General features: G+C 37.2%; 16 protein-coding genes. 6 read left to right on the forward strand and 10 right to left on the reverse strand.

The window, feature by feature from the left end; genetic code table 11:
* Nucleotides 1-29: 29 nt before the first annotated feature.
* The 3 genes from ACEN4I_RS10360 to ACEN4I_RS10370 all read right to left on the reverse strand — a co-directional run bounded on the left by ACEN4I_RS10360 (nucleotide 30) and on the right by ACEN4I_RS10370 (nucleotide 3,748).
* Nucleotides 30-752 carry a GntR family transcriptional regulator gene (locus ACEN4I_RS10360; RefSeq protein WP_407097153.1) on the reverse strand — a complete coding sequence of 241 codons (723 nt, stop codon included), beginning with the start codon at nucleotides 750-752 and terminating at the stop codon, nucleotides 30-32.
* A 99-nt stretch (nucleotides 753-851) separates the two neighbouring features.
* Nucleotides 852-2,138: a PTS cellobiose transporter subunit IIC gene (gene celB / locus ACEN4I_RS10365; RefSeq protein ID WP_407102905.1), complete on the reverse strand. Its 1,287-nt coding sequence runs from the start codon at nucleotides 2,136-2,138 to the stop codon at nucleotides 852-854.
* Nucleotides 2,139-2,353: 215 nt separating this feature from the next.
* On the reverse strand, nucleotides 2,354-3,748 hold the full coding sequence (locus ACEN4I_RS10370; protein ID WP_407102904.1) for a glycoside hydrolase family 1 protein: 1,395 nt from the start codon (nucleotides 3,746-3,748) through the stop codon (nucleotides 2,354-2,356).
* A gap of 637 nt (nucleotides 3,749-4,385) precedes the next feature.
* Between ACEN4I_RS10370 and ACEN4I_RS10375 the strand changes: the two genes are divergently transcribed.
* Complete coding sequence (locus tag ACEN4I_RS10375; RefSeq protein ID WP_407097180.1) at nucleotides 4,386-7,001, forward strand: cation-translocating P-type ATPase; 2,616 nt, start codon at nucleotides 4,386-4,388, stop codon at nucleotides 6,999-7,001.
* A 72-nt stretch (nucleotides 7,002-7,073) separates the two neighbouring features.
* Here ACEN4I_RS10375 and ACEN4I_RS10380 read toward each other — a convergent pair whose 3' ends face one another.
* On the reverse strand, nucleotides 7,074-8,504 hold the full coding sequence (locus ACEN4I_RS10380) for a 6-phospho-beta-glucosidase (protein WP_407097150.1): 1,431 nt from the start codon (nucleotides 8,502-8,504) through the stop codon (nucleotides 7,074-7,076).
* A gap of 239 nt (nucleotides 8,505-8,743) precedes the next feature.
* Here ACEN4I_RS10380 and ACEN4I_RS10385 point away from each other — a divergent pair, with 239 nt between their 5' ends.
* On the forward strand, nucleotides 8,744-9,610 hold the full coding sequence (locus ACEN4I_RS10385) for an MBL fold metallo-hydrolase (protein WP_407097149.1): 867 nt from the start codon (nucleotides 8,744-8,746) through the stop codon (nucleotides 9,608-9,610).
* Nucleotides 9,611-9,677: 67 nt separating this feature from the next.
* On the opposite strand, the gene ACEN4I_RS10390 is transcribed toward ACEN4I_RS10385, so the two are convergent.
* Nucleotides 9,678-10,919 carry a PTS sugar transporter subunit IIC gene (locus ACEN4I_RS10390; RefSeq protein ID WP_407102903.1) on the reverse strand — a complete coding sequence of 414 codons (1,242 nt, stop codon included), beginning with the start codon at nucleotides 10,917-10,919 and terminating at the stop codon, nucleotides 9,678-9,680.
* A 344-nt stretch (nucleotides 10,920-11,263) separates the two neighbouring features.
* Between ACEN4I_RS10390 and ACEN4I_RS10395 the strand changes: the two genes are divergently transcribed.
* Entirely contained in the window at nucleotides 11,264-12,136 is an 873-nt protein-coding gene (locus tag ACEN4I_RS10395; protein WP_407097147.1) for a DUF368 domain-containing protein, read from the forward strand.
* 192 nt (nucleotides 12,137-12,328) lie between these two features.
* Here ACEN4I_RS10395 and ACEN4I_RS10400 read toward each other — a convergent pair whose 3' ends face one another.
* Nucleotides 12,329-13,735 (reverse strand): glycoside hydrolase family 1 protein, encoded by a 1,407-nt coding sequence (locus ACEN4I_RS10400; protein WP_407097146.1) that lies wholly within the window; start codon nucleotides 13,733-13,735, stop codon nucleotides 12,329-12,331.
* A 189-nt stretch (nucleotides 13,736-13,924) separates the two neighbouring features.
* Between ACEN4I_RS10400 and ACEN4I_RS10405 the strand changes: the two genes are divergently transcribed.
* The 3 genes from ACEN4I_RS10405 to ACEN4I_RS10415 all read left to right on the forward strand — a co-directional run bounded on the left by ACEN4I_RS10405 (nucleotide 13,925) and on the right by ACEN4I_RS10415 (nucleotide 16,984).
* Nucleotides 13,925-14,458, forward strand: coding sequence for a 3'-5' exonuclease (locus ACEN4I_RS10405; RefSeq protein ID WP_079650476.1), 534 nt, complete (start codon nucleotides 13,925-13,927; stop codon nucleotides 14,456-14,458).
* Nucleotides 14,459-14,790: 332 nt separating this feature from the next.
* The gene (locus ACEN4I_RS10410; protein ID WP_407097145.1) at nucleotides 14,791-16,260 is read left to right on the forward strand and encodes an amino acid ABC transporter substrate-binding protein/permease; all 1,470 of its coding nucleotides are present in this window, start codon (nucleotides 14,791-14,793) and stop codon (nucleotides 16,258-16,260) included.
* Complete coding sequence (locus tag ACEN4I_RS10415) at nucleotides 16,253-16,984, forward strand: amino acid ABC transporter ATP-binding protein (RefSeq protein WP_407097144.1); 732 nt, start codon at nucleotides 16,253-16,255, stop codon at nucleotides 16,982-16,984. Before ACEN4I_RS10410 ends, ACEN4I_RS10415 begins: the two co-directional genes overlap by 8 nt.
* Nucleotides 16,985-17,044: 60 nt before the next feature.
* Here the strand turns inward: ACEN4I_RS10415 and ACEN4I_RS10420 are convergent, their stop codons facing one another.
* The 4 genes from ACEN4I_RS10420 to ACEN4I_RS10435 all read right to left on the reverse strand — a co-directional run bounded on the left by ACEN4I_RS10420 (nucleotide 17,045) and on the right by ACEN4I_RS10435 (nucleotide 19,934).
* Nucleotides 17,045-18,184 (reverse strand): DUF1648 domain-containing protein, encoded by a 1,140-nt coding sequence (locus ACEN4I_RS10420; protein ID WP_407102902.1) that lies wholly within the window; start codon nucleotides 18,182-18,184, stop codon nucleotides 17,045-17,047.
* A 2-nt stretch (nucleotides 18,185-18,186) separates the two neighbouring features.
* Nucleotides 18,187-18,573 carry a GntR family transcriptional regulator gene (locus tag ACEN4I_RS10425; protein ID WP_407097142.1) on the reverse strand — a complete coding sequence of 129 codons (387 nt, stop codon included), beginning with the start codon at nucleotides 18,571-18,573 and terminating at the stop codon, nucleotides 18,187-18,189.
* A 170-nt stretch (nucleotides 18,574-18,743) separates the two neighbouring features.
* A complete protein-coding gene (locus tag ACEN4I_RS10430) occupies nucleotides 18,744-19,283 on the reverse strand; it encodes a GNAT family N-acetyltransferase (RefSeq protein WP_407097141.1) in 540 nt (179 codons plus the stop codon).
* 285 nt (nucleotides 19,284-19,568) lie between these two features.
* The gene (locus ACEN4I_RS10435) at nucleotides 19,569-19,934 is read right to left on the reverse strand and encodes a DUF2512 family protein (protein WP_407097140.1); all 366 of its coding nucleotides are present in this window, start codon (nucleotides 19,932-19,934) and stop codon (nucleotides 19,569-19,571) included.
* Nucleotides 19,935-20,306 lie beyond the last annotated feature (372 nt).

Genomic DNA, 20,306 nt, shown 5'->3' on the forward strand with positions numbered 1-20,306 from the left:
TTAAATGGACGGTCCATTCTTTTTATCGCTTACCCTTTATTTTTGTTTTGCAAATCAACGACTGTGTAACTCCGTTTGTCGTATCTATTTCTACTCCGGGAATATTCAAAAGGTGTCCCATCTTCTAAATGGACAACTTGCTCTACTTCCAAAACTGGATCATCGACAGCACAGCCTAAATATTTCTGATCGTATTTGGAAGACTTCGCTGCGTGAATCTTTCGGTAAGCTCCTCCGAATTGCAACCCTAATTCATTATGAATGTATTGATAAATAGAGGAGTTTAAGGCTTCTTCGCTTAACCCCGGTATCAAATTCGCATTCATAAACGTATGCTCAATAATATACGGCTCTCCGTCCACAATACGCAAGCGGATAATTTTATATACCGGAACATGTTTATCCAGCATCAGCGTCTCTCGTATCTCTTCTTCAGGAAACTCTACCGAAAAGGAAATAATTTCTCCTTTAACTTCATGACCAACCAATTGTTTGGTCAATCCTTCATATTCCATTGCGTTAGCATTTAGGCCATTTTTTAGAGCCGTTTTCTTCACATAAGTTCCTGATCCGCGTTTCCGAAAAATCAATCCTTCTAATGCCAAAACGTCCATGGCTTTTTTTACGGTCATTCTGCTTACACCAAATTCTTTTGCCAAAGAAATTTGATCAGGGATCAGAGAATCCACTGGATAGAATTCTTCTTGAATACGTTGTCTAATTTTATTCGCTATCATTTCATATTTGATCATGTTCTTCCCTCCGGTGGTTTATACTCTCCCCTAGCATACTCCATCTCAAAGAAAAAGACTAGTTTTTTTATACAAAAAACTAGTCTTTTCAACATTATTTTATTCTGCTGTACTTAAATCGACTGATTTAAGGTTTGTTTTATCAACAACTTTCAAGAATGGATACCAGATAACACCGATAATTGCCATATCAATCAATTGTAATACCCCACCCATTGGAGAGTTCGTAGCTAACATACCGTTAAAGAATACTGGTACTGTCCACGGCACTGATACCCCGGTCGGCGTTGGGAAAATGCCTAAATCCATAACTACATAGTTTAGAGCAGTTGTTACTAATGGAGCTAAGATCCATGGAATGAAGATAGCTGCATTCAATACAAGCGGCATACCGAAGATAACTGGTTCGTTAACATTAAAGATACCAGGAGCCAATGCTAAACGACCAACATCTTTCATTTGGCGACTCTTCATCACAAATGCCATAAGGATAACAACAATCAACGTGCTACCAGATCCACCCATACCAACTGTATACATTTCCATAAATGGTTTTGTAACGATATTTGGCAATGCTTCTCCAGCTTCAAAGTGTTCTAAGTTATCCAACATTAATGTATTCCAGATTGGATCCATTACTGAGTTGACAATGATTTGTCCATGTAATCCAAAGAACCATAACAATTGAACAAAGAATACAGCAATCAACGTTGCTGGCAATCCACTACCTAAACCAGTTAACGGTTCTTGAATAACATTGTATACAAAATCATGTAAGTTTGTATTAAATGCGCCAGTTACGATGGCGTTTACAATTGTGAAAATACCTAATGTAATAATTGCAGGAATCATCGCTGCAAATGATTTAGAAACTGCTGTTGGAACGCCATCCGGCATTTTGATAACAATTCCTTTTTTGATTATTCTGCAGTAGATTTCAGCTGCAAGAAATGATGCTATCATCCCAACAAACATTCCTTTAGCGCCTAAGCGATCTAAAGTTAACACACCGCTTACTACCTCACCTGATTCAAGAGTAGTCACAAACGGAGTTAAAATCAAGTAGGATGCAAGAGATACAGCTCCACCAAACACTGGATCCACATCGTGTGTTTTAGATAAATAATACCCGATACCAAATGTTACAAAAATAGTCATGATAGACATGGTAGCATTTTGTCCATTACCAAATAATGTTCCTAATGTACCTTTCACATCATCACTGAAAAACGGTAAATTATTGATAACTACTACTAATGAACCAAACATGGTGATTGGGAAAGCCAACATAAAAGCATCTCGCAAGACTAGCAAGTATTTGTTTTGTCCTAACTTTCCTGCAATCGGTAACAATTTTTCACTTAATTTGTCAATAAAGCCATTCATAAGTATAATACCTCTTTTCTTTTTTTAAAATGTAATAAATTATAGCAAACGTTTACAAACCAAAGTATACCATTTCTACATAAAATGTCTAGTCTTTTTAAAAATAAGTTCAGCTTTTACTCCGAATTCATATTCTGTTCACAATTGTGAATTCATTTTGATGAAAAAAGTACACTTGCATAGTAAAAATACAAGTGTACTTAAGTAACATTGAATTAGTCTTCAAAACCATTATTTTTAGAAACTTCATTAAACCAGCGACCACTTTTCTTGATCGTCCGTTTGTGCTCATTGTCTAAGTCAACTGCAATAAATCCATAACGGTTTTTATAAGCGTTTGTCCAAGACCAGTTGTCCATACATGTCCACATGTGGTATCCACGCACATTGCTTCCTTCTTGGATGGCTTGGTGTACATATTTCAAGTGATCTTGCACGAATTCGATACGGTAGTCGTCTTCCACAATCCCTTTTTCATTGACGTAACGTTCTTCGCCTTCTACACCCATTCCATTTTCAGAAATAAAGCATTTGATGTTGTCGTAGTTTTCACGTAAATTCGTTAAAATATCGTACACGCCTTTTTCGTAGATTTCCCATCCACGATAAGGGTTCATTTTACGTCCTGGCATTTCATAGTTGTCAAAGTAGTCATCCGGCATTGGACCATCCGCTAACTTCGTAGTCGATTCTTTCGCTTTGATGCGACGAGGTTGGTAGTAGTTTACACCTAATAAGTCGACTGTATTTTCTTTAATCGTGTCTAAGTCGCCTTCTTCAATAATCGGCAAAATATCGATTTCCTTCAATATTTCTACTAAATCGCTTGGGAATTCACCTTTTACAGCAGAATCTAAGAAAGAACGATTGAAAAATGCGTCCGCTGCTTTTGCTGCTTTCACATCTTCGGGATTACTTTCATCACGTGGGTAACTTGGCGTCAAGTTTAGGATGATTCCGATTTCTCCCCCTAGATTCATTCCATGATAAGCTTTAATGGCTTTAGCACTGGCTAGTACTTCATGGTAAGCTACTTGTGCAGCTTTTTTCATATCTACTATAGCTGGGTAATGGAATTGATATAAGTAGCCTCCCTCAACAGGAACGATCGGCTCATTATGTGTAAACCATTTTTTAACACGGTCTCCAAATAATTCAAAACATGTTTTAGCAAACACTACATAAGCTTCTACTGTTTCACGATTTTCCCAGCCGCCTTTTTCTTGCATTTTCATCGGCATATCAAAGTGATATAAATTGATGAACGGTTCAATATCATTAGCGATCAATTCATCAATTACTCTATTGTAGAAATCGACTGCTTTCTCATTGACTTCCCCTACGCCATTTGGAATCAAACGACTCCATTGGATAGAAGTACGGAATGTATTGTGTCCAGTTTCTTTCATTAATTGAATATCTTCTTTATACTTTTCATAGAATACAGAAGTTTTTTCAGGTCCTACTTGGTTGAAAAATAATTCTGGGCTTTCTTTGTACCAGTAATCCCAAATACTGTCCCCTTTGTTATCGCCTTCAAAAACGCCTTCTGTTTGTGGTCCGCTAGCTGCTGATCCCCACCAAAAATTCTTTGGAAATTCATATTTCATAGCTTTCTTCTCCTTTTTAAATGACTATACTTTTATTTTATAACTTTATACTTTTAAGGATAACAAAAAAAAGAGCATTTGTCTGCAAAATAAGCAAACTTTTTTAAATCGTTTTCATTTATTGTTCTTTATTATTCTTAATAAAAACAATAAAAAAGTTCCATTCTTTTTGTTGCGCCAGTTTTCGTTATACGATATACTTGATTATGATGAAATCGAATAGTTTCCAATAAGGGAGTAACTGGCAGCTGAAGCTGTGGCAACGTCACCAGCAAGTAGATGTAACGGTCTACTGGTGTTGTCTTAAATAGTGAGACTTATGCAGTTGTTGAACCATAAACAATTCCGCATAAGTCTCTTTTTTTGTCGATTTTATTATGAATACTGTTTAAGGAGGAATTGAATTAAGAGATAGCACATTTTAATCCAGCTGATCAGCTGCCAAAATAAAATACAAGGCATTTTGACAGTTAAATACAAGTTCTGTTTCTTGTGAAAAAACAGCTAGAATAGTATGTTAGATGTAAGTTATTTATTACTACTATCTCTTTAGTAGTTAGGTTTTCCTCTGCAATTCAACAACGTACTAATTTGACAAAAAGAAAGGGTGTATAATTTGGAAAACTATCAAAAAGATATGGACCAGATCTATCAAGATTTTGAAGCTTCAAGAGAAGGCTTATCAGACGCAGAAGTTAAACGTAGACAAGAACGCGATGGTCTAAACGAATTAAAACAAAAGAAAAGAGATTCCGTTTTAAAGCTATTTTTAGAAACATTTAAAGATGCAATGGTTGTTGTGCTGTTGATTGTAGCTATTATTCAAATGTTGCTGGGTGAAGTAACTGAGTCTCTAATCATATTTGCGGTATTGATGATCAACTCTGTTTTAAGTGTTGTCCAAACCAGAAAAGCTGAAGGTTCATTAGATGCTCTGAAAAATATGTCGGCTCCTTCTGCGAAAGTATTGCGTAACGGTGGAAAAGCCACTGTTGAAGCAAGAGATTTGGTTGTTGGCGACATTGTGAGTTTAGACGCTGGGGATTATGTTCCTGCAGACGGACGATTGATCGAAGCCGGTTCATTGCAAATCGAAGAAGGTATGTTGACAGGTGAATCTGTTGCCTCTGAAAAGAACACTGATTCCCTAAGCGGAGACGTTCCTCTAGGTGACCGTTCTAATATGGTCTTCAGTGGAACCTTAACTACTTATGGACGTGGATTATTTGTAGTTACAGGAACTGGTAACAACACTGAAATGGGTAAAGTTGCTAGCTTGATCGATGACGCTTCCTCAAAACAGACTCCATTGCAAAAGAAATTAGATGTATTTAGTAAAAAATTGGGTATCGGAATCTTACTATTAAGTATTTTGATCTTTGCTATCCAAGCTGCTCGTATTTTCTTTGGTGATGTGACAGATGTTCAAACCGAACTGCTGAATGCGTTTATGTTTGCTGTAGCCGTTGCCGTTGCTGCTATCCCTGAGGCATTGCAATCTATTGTAACGATCGTATTGTCTGTCGGAACAAATAAAATGGCGAAGAAACACGCTATCATCCGTAAATTACCGGCTGTTGAAACTTTAGGCTCAACAAGTATCATTTGTACGGATAAAACAGGTACATTGACTCAAAATAAAATGACTATCGTAGATTATTTCTTGCCAAATGGACAATCTGGAGAATTCAGTACAACTCCTGATTCTTGGACAGCCGATGAAAAACGCTTGATGGAAATCGCTGTTCTAGCCAATGATTCTAATATTAATGAAGAAGGTCAAGAACTTGGAGATCCTACTGAAGTGGCTATGATCGCATACAGCAATAAATTAAACAAATCGTATGAAGATCTTCGTCGTCAATACCCACGTGAAGCTGAATTGCCATTTGATTCTGACCGTAAATTGATGTCAACCGTCAACACTATCGACGGAGAACGTTTAATGTTGACAAAAGGTGGTCCAGACGTAGTATTTGGCCGCAGTACTAAAATGATGTTGGATGGCGAAGTCGTTGAATTGACTGACGAACGTCTGAAAGCATTGCAAACTCAAAATGAAGCCTTCTCAGATCGTGCATTACGCGTGTTGGCATTTGCTTACAAACCCCTTCCAGAAGGGAATGAAATCAGTTTTGACGACGAGAATGATTTGATTTTAGCTGGTTTAATGGCTATGATCGACCCTCCTCGTGAAGCTGTTTATGGAGCTATTGAAGAAGCTAAGAGCGCCGGAATTAAAACGGTTATGATTACTGGTGACCACAAAACGACAGCTCGTGCCATTGCTCGTGATATTGGTATCTTTGCAGAAGGCGACTTGGCCTTAACAGGACAAGAGTTAGATGCTTTAAGCGAAGAAGAATTGCATGAAAAATTAGAACACATTTCTGTCTACGCTCGTGTTTCACCTGAAAACAAAATCCGTATCGTTCGTGCATGGCAAGACAGAGACAAAGTTTCTGCTATGACAGGTGATGGAGTTAACGACGCTCCTGCTTTAAAACAAGCGGACATTGGTATTGCAATGGGTAGTGGTACTGACGTTGCCAAAGACTCTGCTGCTATGGTATTGACAGATGATAACTTTGTTTCTATCGTGAGTGCTGTTGAAGTTGGTCGTAACGTTTATGACAACATCAAAAAATCGATTGCTTACCTATTCTCAGGTAACTTAGGAGCAATCATCGCGATCATCGCTGCTTTATTAATGAACTGGGTCAGCCCGTTTACAGCATTACAACTACTGTTTATCAACTTAGTCAATGACTCTATTCCTGCTATCGCTTTAGGTATGGAACCTGGTGAGCCAAATGTGATGAATCGTAAACCTCGCGATCCAAATGAGGGTATTTTTGCTGGCGGTACGTTTACTTCTGTAGTCTTCCGTGGAATTTTGATCGGTATTGCCGTTATCATTTCTCAATACATTGGATTAGGTTATTCAGATGAAATGAGTGTTGCAATGGCATTTACGACATTGATCCTAGCTCGTACGTTACAAGTGTTCCCTGCTCGTTCAAATACTCAAACATCCATCGGTGCTGGCTTCTTCTCTAATATGTATGCTATTTACGCATTTATCTTCTGTATGGCATTGTATGGTATCACTATGTTGCCTGGTGTTCGTTCAGTATTTGATGTTCCAGCTGACTTTGGTTTAGAACAATGGGGAATTGCTGCAGGTTTAGCTTTAGCTGCCGTTATCCTTATGGAACTAAAAAAAGTTTTCTTTCCAAGTAAAAATGACTAATTATTAATCTTGTTTAAAACAACAATAGAGGCTTACTCCTACTGGAGTAAGCCTCTATTGTTGTTTTAATGGTTAACTGTTTACTTCTTCTGCTACTGCTGGATGATTACTTTTCATCAATTCATCTACATAACCAACTGTTTCTGGCTGATTTCCTTCTATTTCCTTGATTTTATCCGCAAATTGCGGCAAGTGATCCTTATGGGCGTACAGTAATTCATCTAAAATTGTTTTAGCTAACTTACCGCCAGGAACAAGAGGATTGACTGTAAAGGCCTGTAGTGCAGCACCATAATCTCCGTCAACTGCTGCTCGAATAACGGTTTCTTCCATTCCTTTCATATTTTGGATGATTCCTCTAGCTGCTCCAGATGGGAATGCACCCCAATTGTAAGGTTCGACTCCATGCGCAGTGACCACACCTGACACTTCTACAATACTGTCATACGGCAAGTCAGTGATCGTGCCATTATTTTGAGTAGACACTACCATGGTAGTTTGTTTATCATTTTGAATAGAAGCAATAATCTCACAGGCTGCATCACTATAATGTGTGCCTCCTCGTTGAGACAACTCTTCTGGTTTATAGTCTAATGCAGGATCTTTGTATAGTTCAAACAGACGTTTCTCTGTTTCTTTGACTACTTGAGCTCTTGTTTCGCCTCTTTCAAATTCTTCAATAGAGTGTTGCAGCATTTCATCTTCAATATAGTAATAACGATGATACCCACAAGGCAGCATACCTAAATCTTTGATCTGCTCATAATGGAAAGAAGCACTATGAATATTTTTTAAGTGGTTGTCTTCTTCATTTTGTGAAGGTCCATATAAAATGTCGATCAATTCTGCTGTTCTTTCTTTTCCGGTTTTATCCCATACCCGGTGCCAATGGAAATGATTGATTCCAGCAAATTTAAAGAACAATTCATTTTCAGGAATGCCCAATTTTTCAGATGCAGATGAACAATGGCCAATTGGCACATTACATAGTCCAACTGTTCGTTCCCATCCTCCTACTTTGATTGCTGCTTCAGTGACCATTCCTGCAGGATTGGTAAAGTTTACAAGCCATGCATCTGGACATTGTTCTTTCATATCTTCGATAATCTCTAAAATAACCGGAATTGTACGGAAAGCTTTCAGCATTCCACCAGCACCATTTGTTTCCTGTCCTAAAACCCCATGTGATAAAGGAATACGTTCATCTTTGACACGAGCGTCTAACAATCCCACTCTAAACTGAGTCGTCACAAAATCTGCATCTTTCAAAGCTGTTTTACGGTCTAAAGTTAATTCAACGTTCCAGTCTAAACCTGCTGCTTTGACCATCCGTTTAGCCATTTCTCCAACAATCTCCAGCTTTTCTTTACCTTCTTCGATATCTACTAAAACAATATCTTTAATCGGCAGCTGGTCTTTGCGCTTAATGTATCCTTCAATCAATTCTGGTGTGTAACTTGAACCTCCACCAATCGTAACAATTTTCAAAGCTTCTTTAGTCATTGTTATCCTCCTTGGAAAGCGTTTTCTTTTTAAGTACAATTTCACTATAAGATGTGTAATCCATTACAGTCAAGCTTAATTTGAAAAAACCTTTATTACAGAACAAAAAGACTTAACTGTCAGTTGACAAGTGTTATTAACTGAATAAGTTTGCTCAATTGGATAAAATAAAGGTGTCTTACCTTTTTTGTCTTAATACTACTTGATAGCATTTTTGATCCTTAAGGAGGAAATCGACAATGGATTTAAATCTGTATTACGGAAAAGACTATAAGTCTATCCCTATGACTTCTATAAAAAGAAGTCATGGAAAAGAATTGACACCTGATGTCTACGTTTATACTGTCCAGTTTGTTAACCTTTATCTGATTGGAGATATTGTCAGCGACGATTTTGTTATCGTTGATGCCGGCACACCTAATAAAGCTGATGATATTATCTCAGCTGTAGAGGAACGTTTTGGGAGAAATAGTACTCCCAAGGCTATTATTTTGACGCATGGCCACTTCGATCATGTAGGTTCTGTGATCGAACTAGTTCATCACTGGAACATACCTGTTTACGCTCATAAAATGGAACTTCCTTATTTAACAGGGAAAAAAAGCTATGCTAAAGGAGATTCTACTGTCGAAGGTGGATTGATTGCTAAGATGTCTGGAGCTTTCCCTATAGAACCAATCAATTTAGGCTCTCATATCCATCCTTTACCAGAAGATGGAACAGTACCTTATTTATCTGATTTCAAATGGATCCATGTTCCAGGTCATACAGAAGGCCAAATAGCTTTGTTCAGAGATAAAGATCGGCTACTGATCGCGGCAGATGCATTTGTGACTACTAAACAAGACTCTCTCTATCATGTAGTGACACAGAAAAAAGAATTAAGCGGGCCCCCGAGGTACTTGACACCAGATTGGACAGCCGCTAAGGAATCAGTCCGTAAATTAGCAAGTCTGAACCCTTATATAGCCATAACAGGACACGGTCCATCAATGGAAGGAAGCGAGTTAAAAAAGGATTTAAATAAATTAGCAGACAACTTTGATGAAGCGGCTGTTCCCAACTATGGTAAATTTGTAGATGACTCTTCTGAAAGCCAAATCTAAATACCTAAAAAAACGATTCCTTCTATAACAACTGTAGAAGGAATCGTTTTTTCTTTTAGTGTATTCTTTAAACAGATGGTGTTCCAGTTGGAGCATCTGTATCAGTTGTTTGAGCTTCCAAGATTTCTTCTTCTGTTTTACCTTGTTCTAGCATATAAGCTTTTTGGTCTACTAGTTTGAAGAATGGATAGTAAACTAATCCGCCTAAGAAAATTTGGAAAACTTGCAGCAATGCACCTGTCCATCCACTAACTAAGAACCCTGAAAAGATTGGTGGAGTTGTCCAAGGGATGTTGACACCATTGGCTACGTTCACTAATCCTGTTGACATAGCTGCATAAGCAACGATTGCCATAATAATTGGATTAATAATAAATGGAATCAACATAATCGGGTTCAATACAATTGGAATACCAAAAATCAATGGTTCATTAATATTGAACATTCCAGGACCGATGGCTAATTTTCCTAAAGTCTTAAATTGTTTGGATTTTGCAAAGAATAGCGCACATAAGGCTAACCCTAAAGTACTGCCGGCTCCGCCTAGTTTGATAAAATTATCATGGAACTGAGAGTTGATAATGTTTGGCAAAGCTTGTCCTGCTGCAAAAGCTTCCGCATTACCAGCCGTTAAGGACAGCCAGATCGGTGACATAACTCCTGATACGATTTGAGATCCATGAATCCCAAAAGACCAGAGAATTGCTTCAAACAACAGCACAATGATCATTGCAGGCAAAGACCCGCCTAAAGCTAACAATGGTGTTTGCAACACTTCAAAAATGAAATTGTGAGCTGTTTCAAAAGAAGTCATTGCAAACAACATTCTGATAACATTAAAGGAAAGAATAACAAAAAGTCCAGGAATCAAAGATGAAAATGAACGTGCTACATTGCTGGGTACAGATTCAGGCATTTTAATGACCCATCCGCGTTGTACAACAGCTCTCATAATCTCAGTAGCTAAAATAGCTGTAATCAAACTTGGAGTCAAAATCAAGAAAGATACGATAGACAATACGATTGCTGCTACATCATCGACTTTATAATGACTAGATAATGATTTTGAAATACCGATAATAACAAAAGGCGTCATAATATTCATGGTCATATTATAAGGAACCATAAAGAATTCAGACCAGTTAGCCCCAAAAATGCCAGCCATAAAATCTGCATAGCCATTAATGGGAAGATTGGCTAACAGCAAAAAGATCGAACCAATGATCAAAATAGACATTGCTGCAAAAAAACCACTTTTTATAGCGGTTAAATACCGATTTGAATCTAATTTGTAAGCAAGTAGGGCCATTTATTCTTGTAAAAAGTCCAAAAATTTATCCATTTGTATTTCCTCCTCTGAACGGAATGTGTACTCACAACTAAATCCTAAAGAGTAAAAACTGATAAAAATAATAGGGCCTGCAGTATTTCAGGTGCGCTTTTGCTCCTCCTTTCTTTTTTGTAATCGCTTACTTTAGTATCTGATTTTATTTTAATCTATGTTGCTCACCTAAGCAAGTCTTTTTTTTTTAATCTGTTACTTTAATTTTTAATCTTTTATTACGTTTTGCTGAAATACTTGTGTGTTTTCATTAAATCTGTTTATAATGAAAGACAGTGAAAAATTGTACTACCTAAAGGAGAGAAAGGCAATTGAAAAATGAGGCAAACTCATCGAAAGATTGGTTTATCAGATTGTTAAAAGGAGCTGCAGTAGGAATCGGCGGTATATTACCCGGTTTATCAGGCGGTGTCTTAGCTGTTATCTTTGGACTTTATGATGAAATCATTTCATTTTTAGGCAATATCACTAAAAATTTCTTGCAAAATGTTCGTTACTTTTTACCGGTTGGTATCGGCGGCGTTATTGGTGTAGTCATCTTTTCTGCATTTGTTGAAAAAGCTTTTGGCCAATATGAAGCTATGTTTACTTGCTTGTTCATTGGTTTTGTTGTAGGAACTTTCCCCTCTTTATGGAAAACTGCCGGTGAAAAAGGTCGCAATACTGTAGATATCAGCATTCTTGTGATCAGCGCTGTTGGATTGACTCTATTGATGGTGATTGGCGGACAGTCACTGACACAATTAGCTCCCGGCTTTTTAACTTGGGTGTTCTCTGGGGCCTTGATCGGTCTAGGAGTAATCGTTCCCGGAATGAGTCCAAGCAACTTCCTTATTTACTTTGGTTTGTATGAAAAAATGTCTGCAGGAATCAGTTCATTTGATTTTAGTGTGATTATTCCCTTAGTTATCGGCGGCCTGCTGTGCGTATTATTGTTGGCTAAATTAGCAGACTGGTTATTTACTCGCTTCTACTCAAAAATGTATCATTTCATTTTAGGAATGGTGATTGGTTCATCTCTAGCTATTTTCCCAACTGTTATCCTCCCAGCATTCTCATCTGAAGGATTAGCAGCATCTGGATTATCCTTTACGTTGACTTTGGTGTTCTCTCTCATTATGTTTGTGATAGGTGTGATTTTCTCTTACTGGTTCAGTGGAATCGAAGAAAAATATTCGAAATAAATAACTGGGTCGTCTCAATTATGATGGCCTTTTTTTTGATTGAGTTTGTGCTTCTAGTAAAAAGCAATTTATGAGTGACAGAGGTTCTATCTCTCAATAATTGTTCTTAGCAAATTCTCTATCCACTAACAAAATAAACAGCTGCCCTAAAATCGAGTAATAGTCGATTTTGGGACAGCTTGTTCGTTAATGTCAGCCTAGCTCTTGACCATTTGAAGCAATTACATCTTTGTACCAATAGAAGCTGTCCTTGCGTAAACGAGAGAGATCTTTCAAATCAAAGTCTGAACGATTGACGTACACAAATCCATAACGTTTACGGAAACCTTCATGAGTACTGATCAAATCGATCGCGCTCCATGGACAGTAACCAAACAGCTCAACACCATCTGTAATAGCTAATTGAACTTGTTTGATATGGTCTCGCAAATAATTGATGCGATAAGTATCGTGGACCTTTCCATCTTCTGTCAAAGTGTCTCTTCCGCCTAATCCATTTTCAGTGATGACTAACGGTAACGCGTAACGAGAATAGATTTCATTTGCTGTTGTACGTAAACCTTCTGGATCAATCTCCCAGCCAAATTCAGTTTTGTCAAGTGCACCATGTTCTACTTGGCGGAAGAATCCAGGAATTCCTTGTCCTTTTTGTTGGTCAGCACTTGTAGAATCCGTACTCTCTTCTTGAAGCGGATAATATTCAACAGTTCCTGAACTATAGTAGTTAAAGGCAATAAAATCAGCTAAACCAGATTTTAAAGTTTCTTCATCACCTGGTTCGAATTCTGGAGTTGCATCATTAGCTTCTAAGAAAGACCACGCAACATTATTGTATCTCCCATACACTGCCATATCCAAATACAACCAGTTTCGTAATGCATTAAAGGTTTGAGCAGCTTGAATATCTTTTGGACTGTTTGTTTTAGGATAAATGTAGGAGATATTTGGTGCAGGGCCGATTTTAGCCTCTGGCAGCTTATCGTGGCATTGTTTCATCACACGCGCTTGTGCCAAGAGCATGTGGTGATTTTGTTGATACGTCTCTTTCAAGGTACTGGCGCCTCCACCAACAACCGCACCAGCAGACAGAATCATCATATTTTGTTCATTGATGGTTTGCCATAACTTAATTCGATCTCCAAAACGATCAAATAAAATATCACAGTAGCGTACAAATGCATCGACCGTAGCGCGATTGCTCCAGCCGCCCTTTTCTTCTAATGCAGCAGGCAAATCAAAATGGTATACCGTCACTAAAGGTTCAATATTGTATTTCAGTAATTCATCAATCAGAGTATTATAAAACTGGATACCTTCTTCATTGATTTCCCCATCTCCACTTGGAACGATACGTGTCCAGGCAATAGAAAAACGATACGTTGTAAATCCCATTTCGGCTAACAATGCCACATCTTCTTTATAATGATGATAATGGTCCGCTGCTACTTTGAAATCAGAAGTATCCTCTGGAATAACTTTTATATCTTGAACAGATGGCCCCTTTCCGCCTTCATTCCAGGCGCCTTCAATTTGGTAAGCACTTGTTGATCCACCCCATAAAAAGTCTTTTGGAAATGGTTTTGCTGTTTTCTGTTGCATAAAGTTTCCCTCCTTAAATTATACCGCTTTCATTTATTACTTTACCTTATGTAATGCTTTACATTCAAGCACCGATTTTTATTATTTTCAATAAACAATAGTGTTCGTAAACTGAAATTACCATAGAGTTTGTTTGTAAAAAGAGTTATACTACTAGCAACAAATCTTTAAACCACTATGGAGGCTGAAATGAATTTTACTGCTATTGACTTTGAAACAGCTAATTATCAAAAGCACAGCGCTTGTTCTGTAGCTTTAACGATCGTTCGAGACAGTCAAATCGTTGACAATTATTATACCTTATTGAAACCTGACACTTTTTTTGATCAAAGAAACATTCGTATCCATGGTATTTACGAAAGAGATGTGGCAAATGCTCCCACTTTTGCTCAGATCTGGCCAGAGATCAATCCTCTGTTTACACAAAACCAGTTGATCGTTGCCCATAATCTTCCTTTTGATCGAGGTGTACTGCAAGGTTGTCTGGATTACTATCAGCTTGAACAACCTCATTTCCAAACCTTATGCACTGTCCAATCAAGCCGAAAACTATTGTATGAACTGCCAAACCACAAATTAAATACGGTATGCGAATCTTTAGGCATTACACTGGACAATCACCACAATGCTTTGGCAGATAGTGTAGCTTGTGCAAATATCCTTCTTTACCTTGAAGACCATTTTGGGACAACGCCCCTAAAAAAATTAGTCAAATATGTGTAACGAAGTTTTTCAATTCTACTATGGCTAATAGTTAACAGACTCTATATTCTATGCAAAGCAACGGATCTAGCCGATTGCATGGAAATAGAGTCTTTTTAATTTGCCAGCACGATAAATGATGATTCTTCTTCTGGTATTCCTCGCTTCATTTCCTCATTTACTAGACACATATTATTCATATTTAGATTGTAACCGACTGATAAAACAACTTTTATGTCTCTTCATTTTCATTAGAAAATGAACTGAAATCTCATTTTTGAATGCTTATTAGTTGAAATAGGATTCGTATTCCCGTACGCTATAGGGGTACCAAAAATCAGGAGGAGATCACGATGAATAAATATAAAAGGAAAGGCAAACTGTTTGCCTTTATCGCAACACTTGCTTTTATAATCAACATCCTATTACCAATGCAAGTTGGAGCAAGTGAAACAGATTCAACGAAAGGAACCCCCGAAGACCCGTACATTATTACAACGGACGTTACTTATACACCATTTGAATTTCAAAATGCAGACGGCGAATATGTCGGTATTGACGTTGATATCTTACGTGCCATCGCAGAAGATCAAGGTTTTGAAATTGAACTTAATCCATTAAATTTTAGTGCAGGATTGCAAGCTCTAGAGACCAACCAAGTGGATGGTATGATCGCAGCCATGAGTATTACTCCCGAACGTGAAGAATCGTTTGATTTTTCTGACCCTTACTTTGAAGCTGGGACTGTTATGGCTGTTTCCGAAACGAATGATGAAATCACTTCTTACGATGATTTAGAAGGTAAAACAGTAGCCGTAAAAGTAGGAACTACTGGAGCTAATTTTGTTAATGAATTACAAGAAGAATACAATATCAACGTAAACCAATTTGACGATTCAGCAACTATGTATGAAGACGTTATGGCTGGCCATTCAGATGCTGTTTTTGATGACTACCCTGTAATGGCATATGCTGTTCAACAAGGTCTGAAATTGCAATTCCCGCTTGATCCAGAGTCTGGGGATGTTTACGGATTTGCCGTTAACAAAGATCAAAACCGGGAATTACTCGAAATGTTTAATGCAGGTTTAGCAAATATCCAAGAAAATGGGACTTATGATGAAATTGTCGATCGTTATTTAAGCGAAGATGCTGAACCAGCTGCAGGAAATGGAATCTTCGGTCTACTTGCAGCTAACTGGAAAGACTTAGCCAGTGGCCTAGGCTCTACGTTAGTGTTAACGCTTGTTTCCTTTGCTATTGCATTAGTACTCGGAACTGTTTTGGGATTATTTAGCGCCAGTCCAAATAGAGTGATGAATGTTATATCTTCTATTTATATTACGATTATGCGCGGGATTCCATTAATTGTTCTAGCTTTCTTTATCTATTTCTCAGTACCACAATTGCTTGATATTAAAATGTCTGCCTTTATAGCAGGGGTCACTACATTAACGCTTAATACAGCGGCTTACATTTCAGAACAAGTACGTGGAGGTATTTTAGCTGTTGCTAAAGGACAATTAGAAGCTGGGAGAAGTTTGGGGCTGTCTTACAATACATCCATGAGAAAAATCATTCTTCCACAGGCTATTAAAATAATGATTCCGTCTCTTATCAATCAATTTGTCATTACATTAAAAGACACCTCTATCCTTTCCGTAATCGGGATAGTAGAATTAACACAAACGGGACGTATCGTCATTGCTCGAACATATTCATCTGGCAGCATGTGGTTGATCGTCGGAGCCATTTACATCGTTATTATTACCATTTTAACTTGGCTTTCATCTGTATTGGAAAGGAAACTGACAAATGACTAAACTAAAAGTAGAACATTTAAAGAAAAACTTTGGCGACTTAGAAGTATTAAAAGATTTAAACTTAGAAGTTCAAGAAGGAGAAGTTATTTGCATTATCGGTCCTTCCGGATCAGGTAAGAGTACTTTCCTTCGCTGTATGAATAATTTAGAAGAAATTACCGGTGGTAAAGTCATTGTGGACAATCATGATTTAACGGATCCATCTCAAGACATCAATAAGGTACGCGAAAATATCGGGATGGTGTTTCAACATTTCAACTTGTTCCCTCACTTAACTGTACTGGACAACATTATGTTGGCTCCAAAAGAGCTGAAAGACGAATCGAATGACGACATCAAAGCTCGTGCTTTAAAACTATTAGAAACTGTCGGATTGGAAGAAAAAGCAGATGACTATCCGAAATCACTTTCAGGTGGACAAAAACAACGTGTAGCTATCGCTCGTGCGTTAGCCATGCAGCCAGATATTATGTTGTTTGATGAACCAACAAGTGCTCTTGACCCTGAGATGGTTGGAGATGTTCTGGAAGTTATGCAACGCTTAGCTAGTCAAGGGATGACCATGCTGGTCGTTACTCATGAAATGGGATTTGCCAAGGAAGTTGCTGACCGTGTCATCTTTATGGATGGTGGTTATATCGTTGAGGAAGGTCCTCCTCAAGAAGTCTTCAACAATCCGCAAAATGAACGGACAAAAGATTTCTTAGATAAAGTATTGATCTAAATAGAGAAGAAGGAAGCTGGGGTCATGAACTCCAGCTTCCTTCTTTTTATAGTTCATCTATTACTCCATTAAAAATGGCACAACCGCAAGCAGAATACAAAACACAATTAATCCACCTATAGCCATCCATGACTGCCATCTAGCCATATTGATCGTACTTCCAATTCCAAATCTCTTCTCCACAAAGACAGCTGGATCTTCGGGATTATAATAAAACACGCCCCACTTCCAGTATTTTTCTTCGTCTACTTCAGTGAATTCATCTGAGTTCTCCTTTATTTGGCTATAAACTAATTTTTCTCCACCTTGTCCGTATTTCCAAGTTAAAAATAAACTATACCCGATAATTCCGACGATAAATATGCCTATCACGATACTGACCCATTCAAAGCTGGAATCATCGGCAATGAAAAGAGCATAAAAATTTATTAGTGTAAACAGAAGTTGCAGTGCTACTGAGACAATCAAAAAATAAACAGACCATGCTTTTCGAAATTGTTTACTTTGTTTGCTAGTCAACTGTGGGTAATTAGATAACAACTTTTGTTTTGATTTGATGAACGAGTAATTACTGAACGCCATTACAGGTATCATCAGTAATTGGATCGCTGGCACCATCAATACAGACAAATAAGTTTTCTCCACAATTCGATCTGGAACATTTTGACTATTCCAATGAACTGGGAATTCATTTGGGATACTGCGATAGAAGAACAATGTTACAACGACCGTTATCAATACGATCAGCAGTTGTGCCATCACTATCGTTCGAGTCGAAATCGTTTTTAAATCACTATGGTAATTGGTATCCACAATGATTCGCTCTTTTTTGATATCTGTAAAAAGATTGTTCTCTTTTTTCCAGATTTGAATCTTTTTTCTATTGCTCAAATACAAAACAAAAGTCAAAATCATAAATAAAAATACTGCTCCTGTGAAATATAAACTACTCCACATTTCTTGTGCTTGTATATTCTCTATAGTGGAAAAGAAAAATAGTGGTATAGAAAATAGAAGGCTCAAAACAATGTTTTGAATCAAGAAGCGTTTCTTCAGCATTTGAATAAAAGAATCTTGTTGATGAGTGCTTGGGACTGTGATGCCAAAAGGGGTCCCTCTTCTACTATAGTAAGGTGTCACTCCATTAATGACCCCTACTAACAAAAATGTTCCTGTCATGATCATACTAAATAATAGCATGTTTATTTCACCTCTTCTTTCAACTTTTCTTTGATTGTATTCAGCCATTCTTCTATCGTTTGTTCAGAGACGCCGTAAATTTCTGCATCGATTTGAATTTGAGCTAATTTCTCCAGCATCGCTTGTTTTACGTTTTCATGCTGTTTCAAAGAAGACTGATCTTGAATAAAATAACCTCTTTTACTTTTAATCAATACTCCCTCGTCTACTAATAGATTATAAGCCTTATTAACGGTATGCATGTTGATGCCCAAGTCGCTAGCTAAACTTCTTACACTTGGCAAATCTTTATCGATCGAATTGCGATGGATAACAATATTCTTTTTGATTTGATACATTAATTGAGTATAAATAGGTGTTTCATCATGAGGATTGATTTCAATAAACATTTCATCACCGCCCTACTTGTTATATAACTAGTATAACACAAGAATAATAAAATGGACACTTTATTACTTCCTTATTAAAAAAATACCGCTCTCTCCTTTTAGCAAGGGGAAAGCGGTATTCTTCATTTTTATACAGCTTAGAAGCAATGTTGGGGTTCCAAGATTGCTTTTCATAAACTTTTGTATTGCTCAAAAGACACCCCATAATAAATATGATCATGTGTGTTCCCATTAAAGACAGCAATTCCAGGCATACGTCCCCATTGGTTAAATCCATATTTCAGCAGCATATTCTCACTGCCTAAGTTTCCTTCAACAATCATGGCCATCAAGTGGTCATATCCTAATTCTTTTGCGTGATTGATCGTGTGGCTAACTAATGCAGATCCAATACCTTGTTTTCGAAATTTTTTGTTGACGTAATAACTGATTTCAGCAACTTTCTCAACAGCTCTTCTACCTGCTCGATAAGCGCTCAAATGACTATATCCCGCAACCTCTCCATCTACTTCATAAACAAACAATGGATACTCAGCTGTTTGATGGACATCAAACCAGGGAATTCTTTCTTCTATAGTAAATAAATCAATATCACAAGTAATTCCACCTAATGCGACAGCATCATTATAAATACCCACCATTTCGGGTAAATCAGATAGGGTAGCTTTGCGAATTCCTGTTTTAGGCATGACAAAGGTTACGTTTAACAATTTAATTCCTCCTCTTTTTGAGACTTTCATCAACGTTTTCTCTACTCGCAAAAATACATTGGATCTTTCATTCTATTCATTTTTTCCTTTTATGTAAAACGTTAGTTTGATCGATTCATTTTCGCGACAAGTCAAATTATATACGGTGAAAGAGGGAGAAACAATCTTTTTTTTGTAAATTTTTTCTATTTTTTGAACAAAAAAATAACACTCTTCTCTTACGAGGAGAAAGGTGTCTTTAAGCCTATCCGGCCAGTATTATTTGGCATATTGCCCGATTGTTTTTCACTTCATTTTTCGTTCATCTGGTACAACATGTTCTTTTAAAAGCCATTTATGGAAGAACCATTCTCCTGCTCCAATAAGAACTGCACTAATCAGTGTCATCATCCAGATATTTTCAGTATAATCCATCGAGTTCAGGTAGAGATACAGAATGATCGCAGCTGCCCCTGAATCAGCGATAGTAGCTGCAACATTTCCTACTTTTCGTAAAATAACTAAATCACCTAGAATATAGATCAACACTACAATAATTACACCTACTATTGTAGAATCCATAAATGCCACATCGTAAATCAAAGATAAAACAATCCAAACAATTGCCCATATCATAATGGCCTTAATGATCAATGCTTTTACATGTTTCATATTCATTCCTCATATAAAATATCCTTCTCCATTTTCCAGTTAACAACAAGAAGCAAGCGTATCTTTTTACAGCAATGATACTTATAATTTTCGAATAAAAATTCCTCCTCAACTGATCCAGTATTTTGAAAAAATGAGAGAACTGATAAAAATAACCTTATCTTTATTATCACTAGTGTTGCTTGAAACATAATATGTTTCACAATGTTATGTATCCTATTCCAATATGCAAAAAAGTCCTTTAGACTGAACTTGGATGACTTATCCAAGACCAATAAAAAGGACCCAACTTATGGATAAGTATAAACTAAATTCTGCTTTTAATAAATGGTTTTCGGCAATTAAGTTAGAAAAATTACCGATTCCTATTCG

The organism is Desemzia sp. FAM 23990 (assembly GCF_045528485.1).
Taxonomy (GTDB): domain Bacteria; phylum Bacillota; class Bacilli; order Lactobacillales; family Carnobacteriaceae; genus Desemzia.

Excerpts from the sequence above, each read along its gene's own strand:
- ACEN4I_RS10385 (WP_407097149.1), top strand. The coding sequence starts at position 8,744 with ATGGATTTAAATCTGTATTACGGAAAAGACTATAAGTCTATCCCTATG.
- ACEN4I_RS10425 (WP_407097142.1), bottom strand. The coding sequence starts at position 18,573 with ATGTTTATTGAAATCAATCCTCATGATGAAACACCTATTTATACTCAA.
- ACEN4I_RS10375 (WP_407097180.1), top strand. The coding sequence starts at position 4,386 with ATGGACCAGATCTATCAAGATTTTGAAGCTTCAAGAGAAGGCTTATCA.
- ACEN4I_RS10405 (WP_079650476.1), top strand. The coding sequence starts at position 13,925 with ATGAATTTTACTGCTATTGACTTTGAAACAGCTAATTATCAAAAGCAC.
- ACEN4I_RS10400 (WP_407097146.1), bottom strand. The coding sequence starts at position 13,735 with ATGCAACAGAAAACAGCAAAACCATTTCCAAAAGACTTTTTATGGGGT.
- ACEN4I_RS10415 (WP_407097144.1), top strand. The coding sequence starts at position 16,253 with ATGACTAAACTAAAAGTAGAACATTTAAAGAAAAACTTTGGCGACTTA.
- ACEN4I_RS10420 (WP_407102902.1), bottom strand. The coding sequence starts at position 18,184 with ATGCTATTATTTAGTATGATCATGACAGGAACATTTTTGTTAGTAGGG.
- ACEN4I_RS10410 (WP_407097145.1), top strand. The coding sequence starts at position 14,791 with ATGAATAAATATAAAAGGAAAGGCAAACTGTTTGCCTTTATCGCAACA.
- ACEN4I_RS10370 (WP_407102904.1), bottom strand. The coding sequence starts at position 3,748 with ATGAAATATGAATTTCCAAAGAATTTTTGGTGGGGATCAGCAGCTAGC.
- ACEN4I_RS10360 (WP_407097153.1), bottom strand. The coding sequence starts at position 752 with ATGATCAAATATGAAATGATAGCGAATAAAATTAGACAACGTATTCAA.
- celB (WP_407102905.1), bottom strand. The coding sequence starts at position 2,138 with ATGAATGGCTTTATTGACAAATTAAGTGAAAAATTGTTACCGATTGCA.
- ACEN4I_RS10435 (WP_407097140.1), bottom strand. The coding sequence starts at position 19,934 with ATGAAACATGTAAAAGCATTGATCATTAAGGCCATTATGATATGGGCA.
- ACEN4I_RS10380 (WP_407097150.1), bottom strand. The coding sequence starts at position 8,504 with ATGACTAAAGAAGCTTTGAAAATTGTTACGATTGGTGGAGGTTCAAGT.
- ACEN4I_RS10390 (WP_407102903.1), bottom strand. The coding sequence starts at position 10,919 with ATGGCCCTACTTGCTTACAAATTAGATTCAAATCGGTATTTAACCGCT.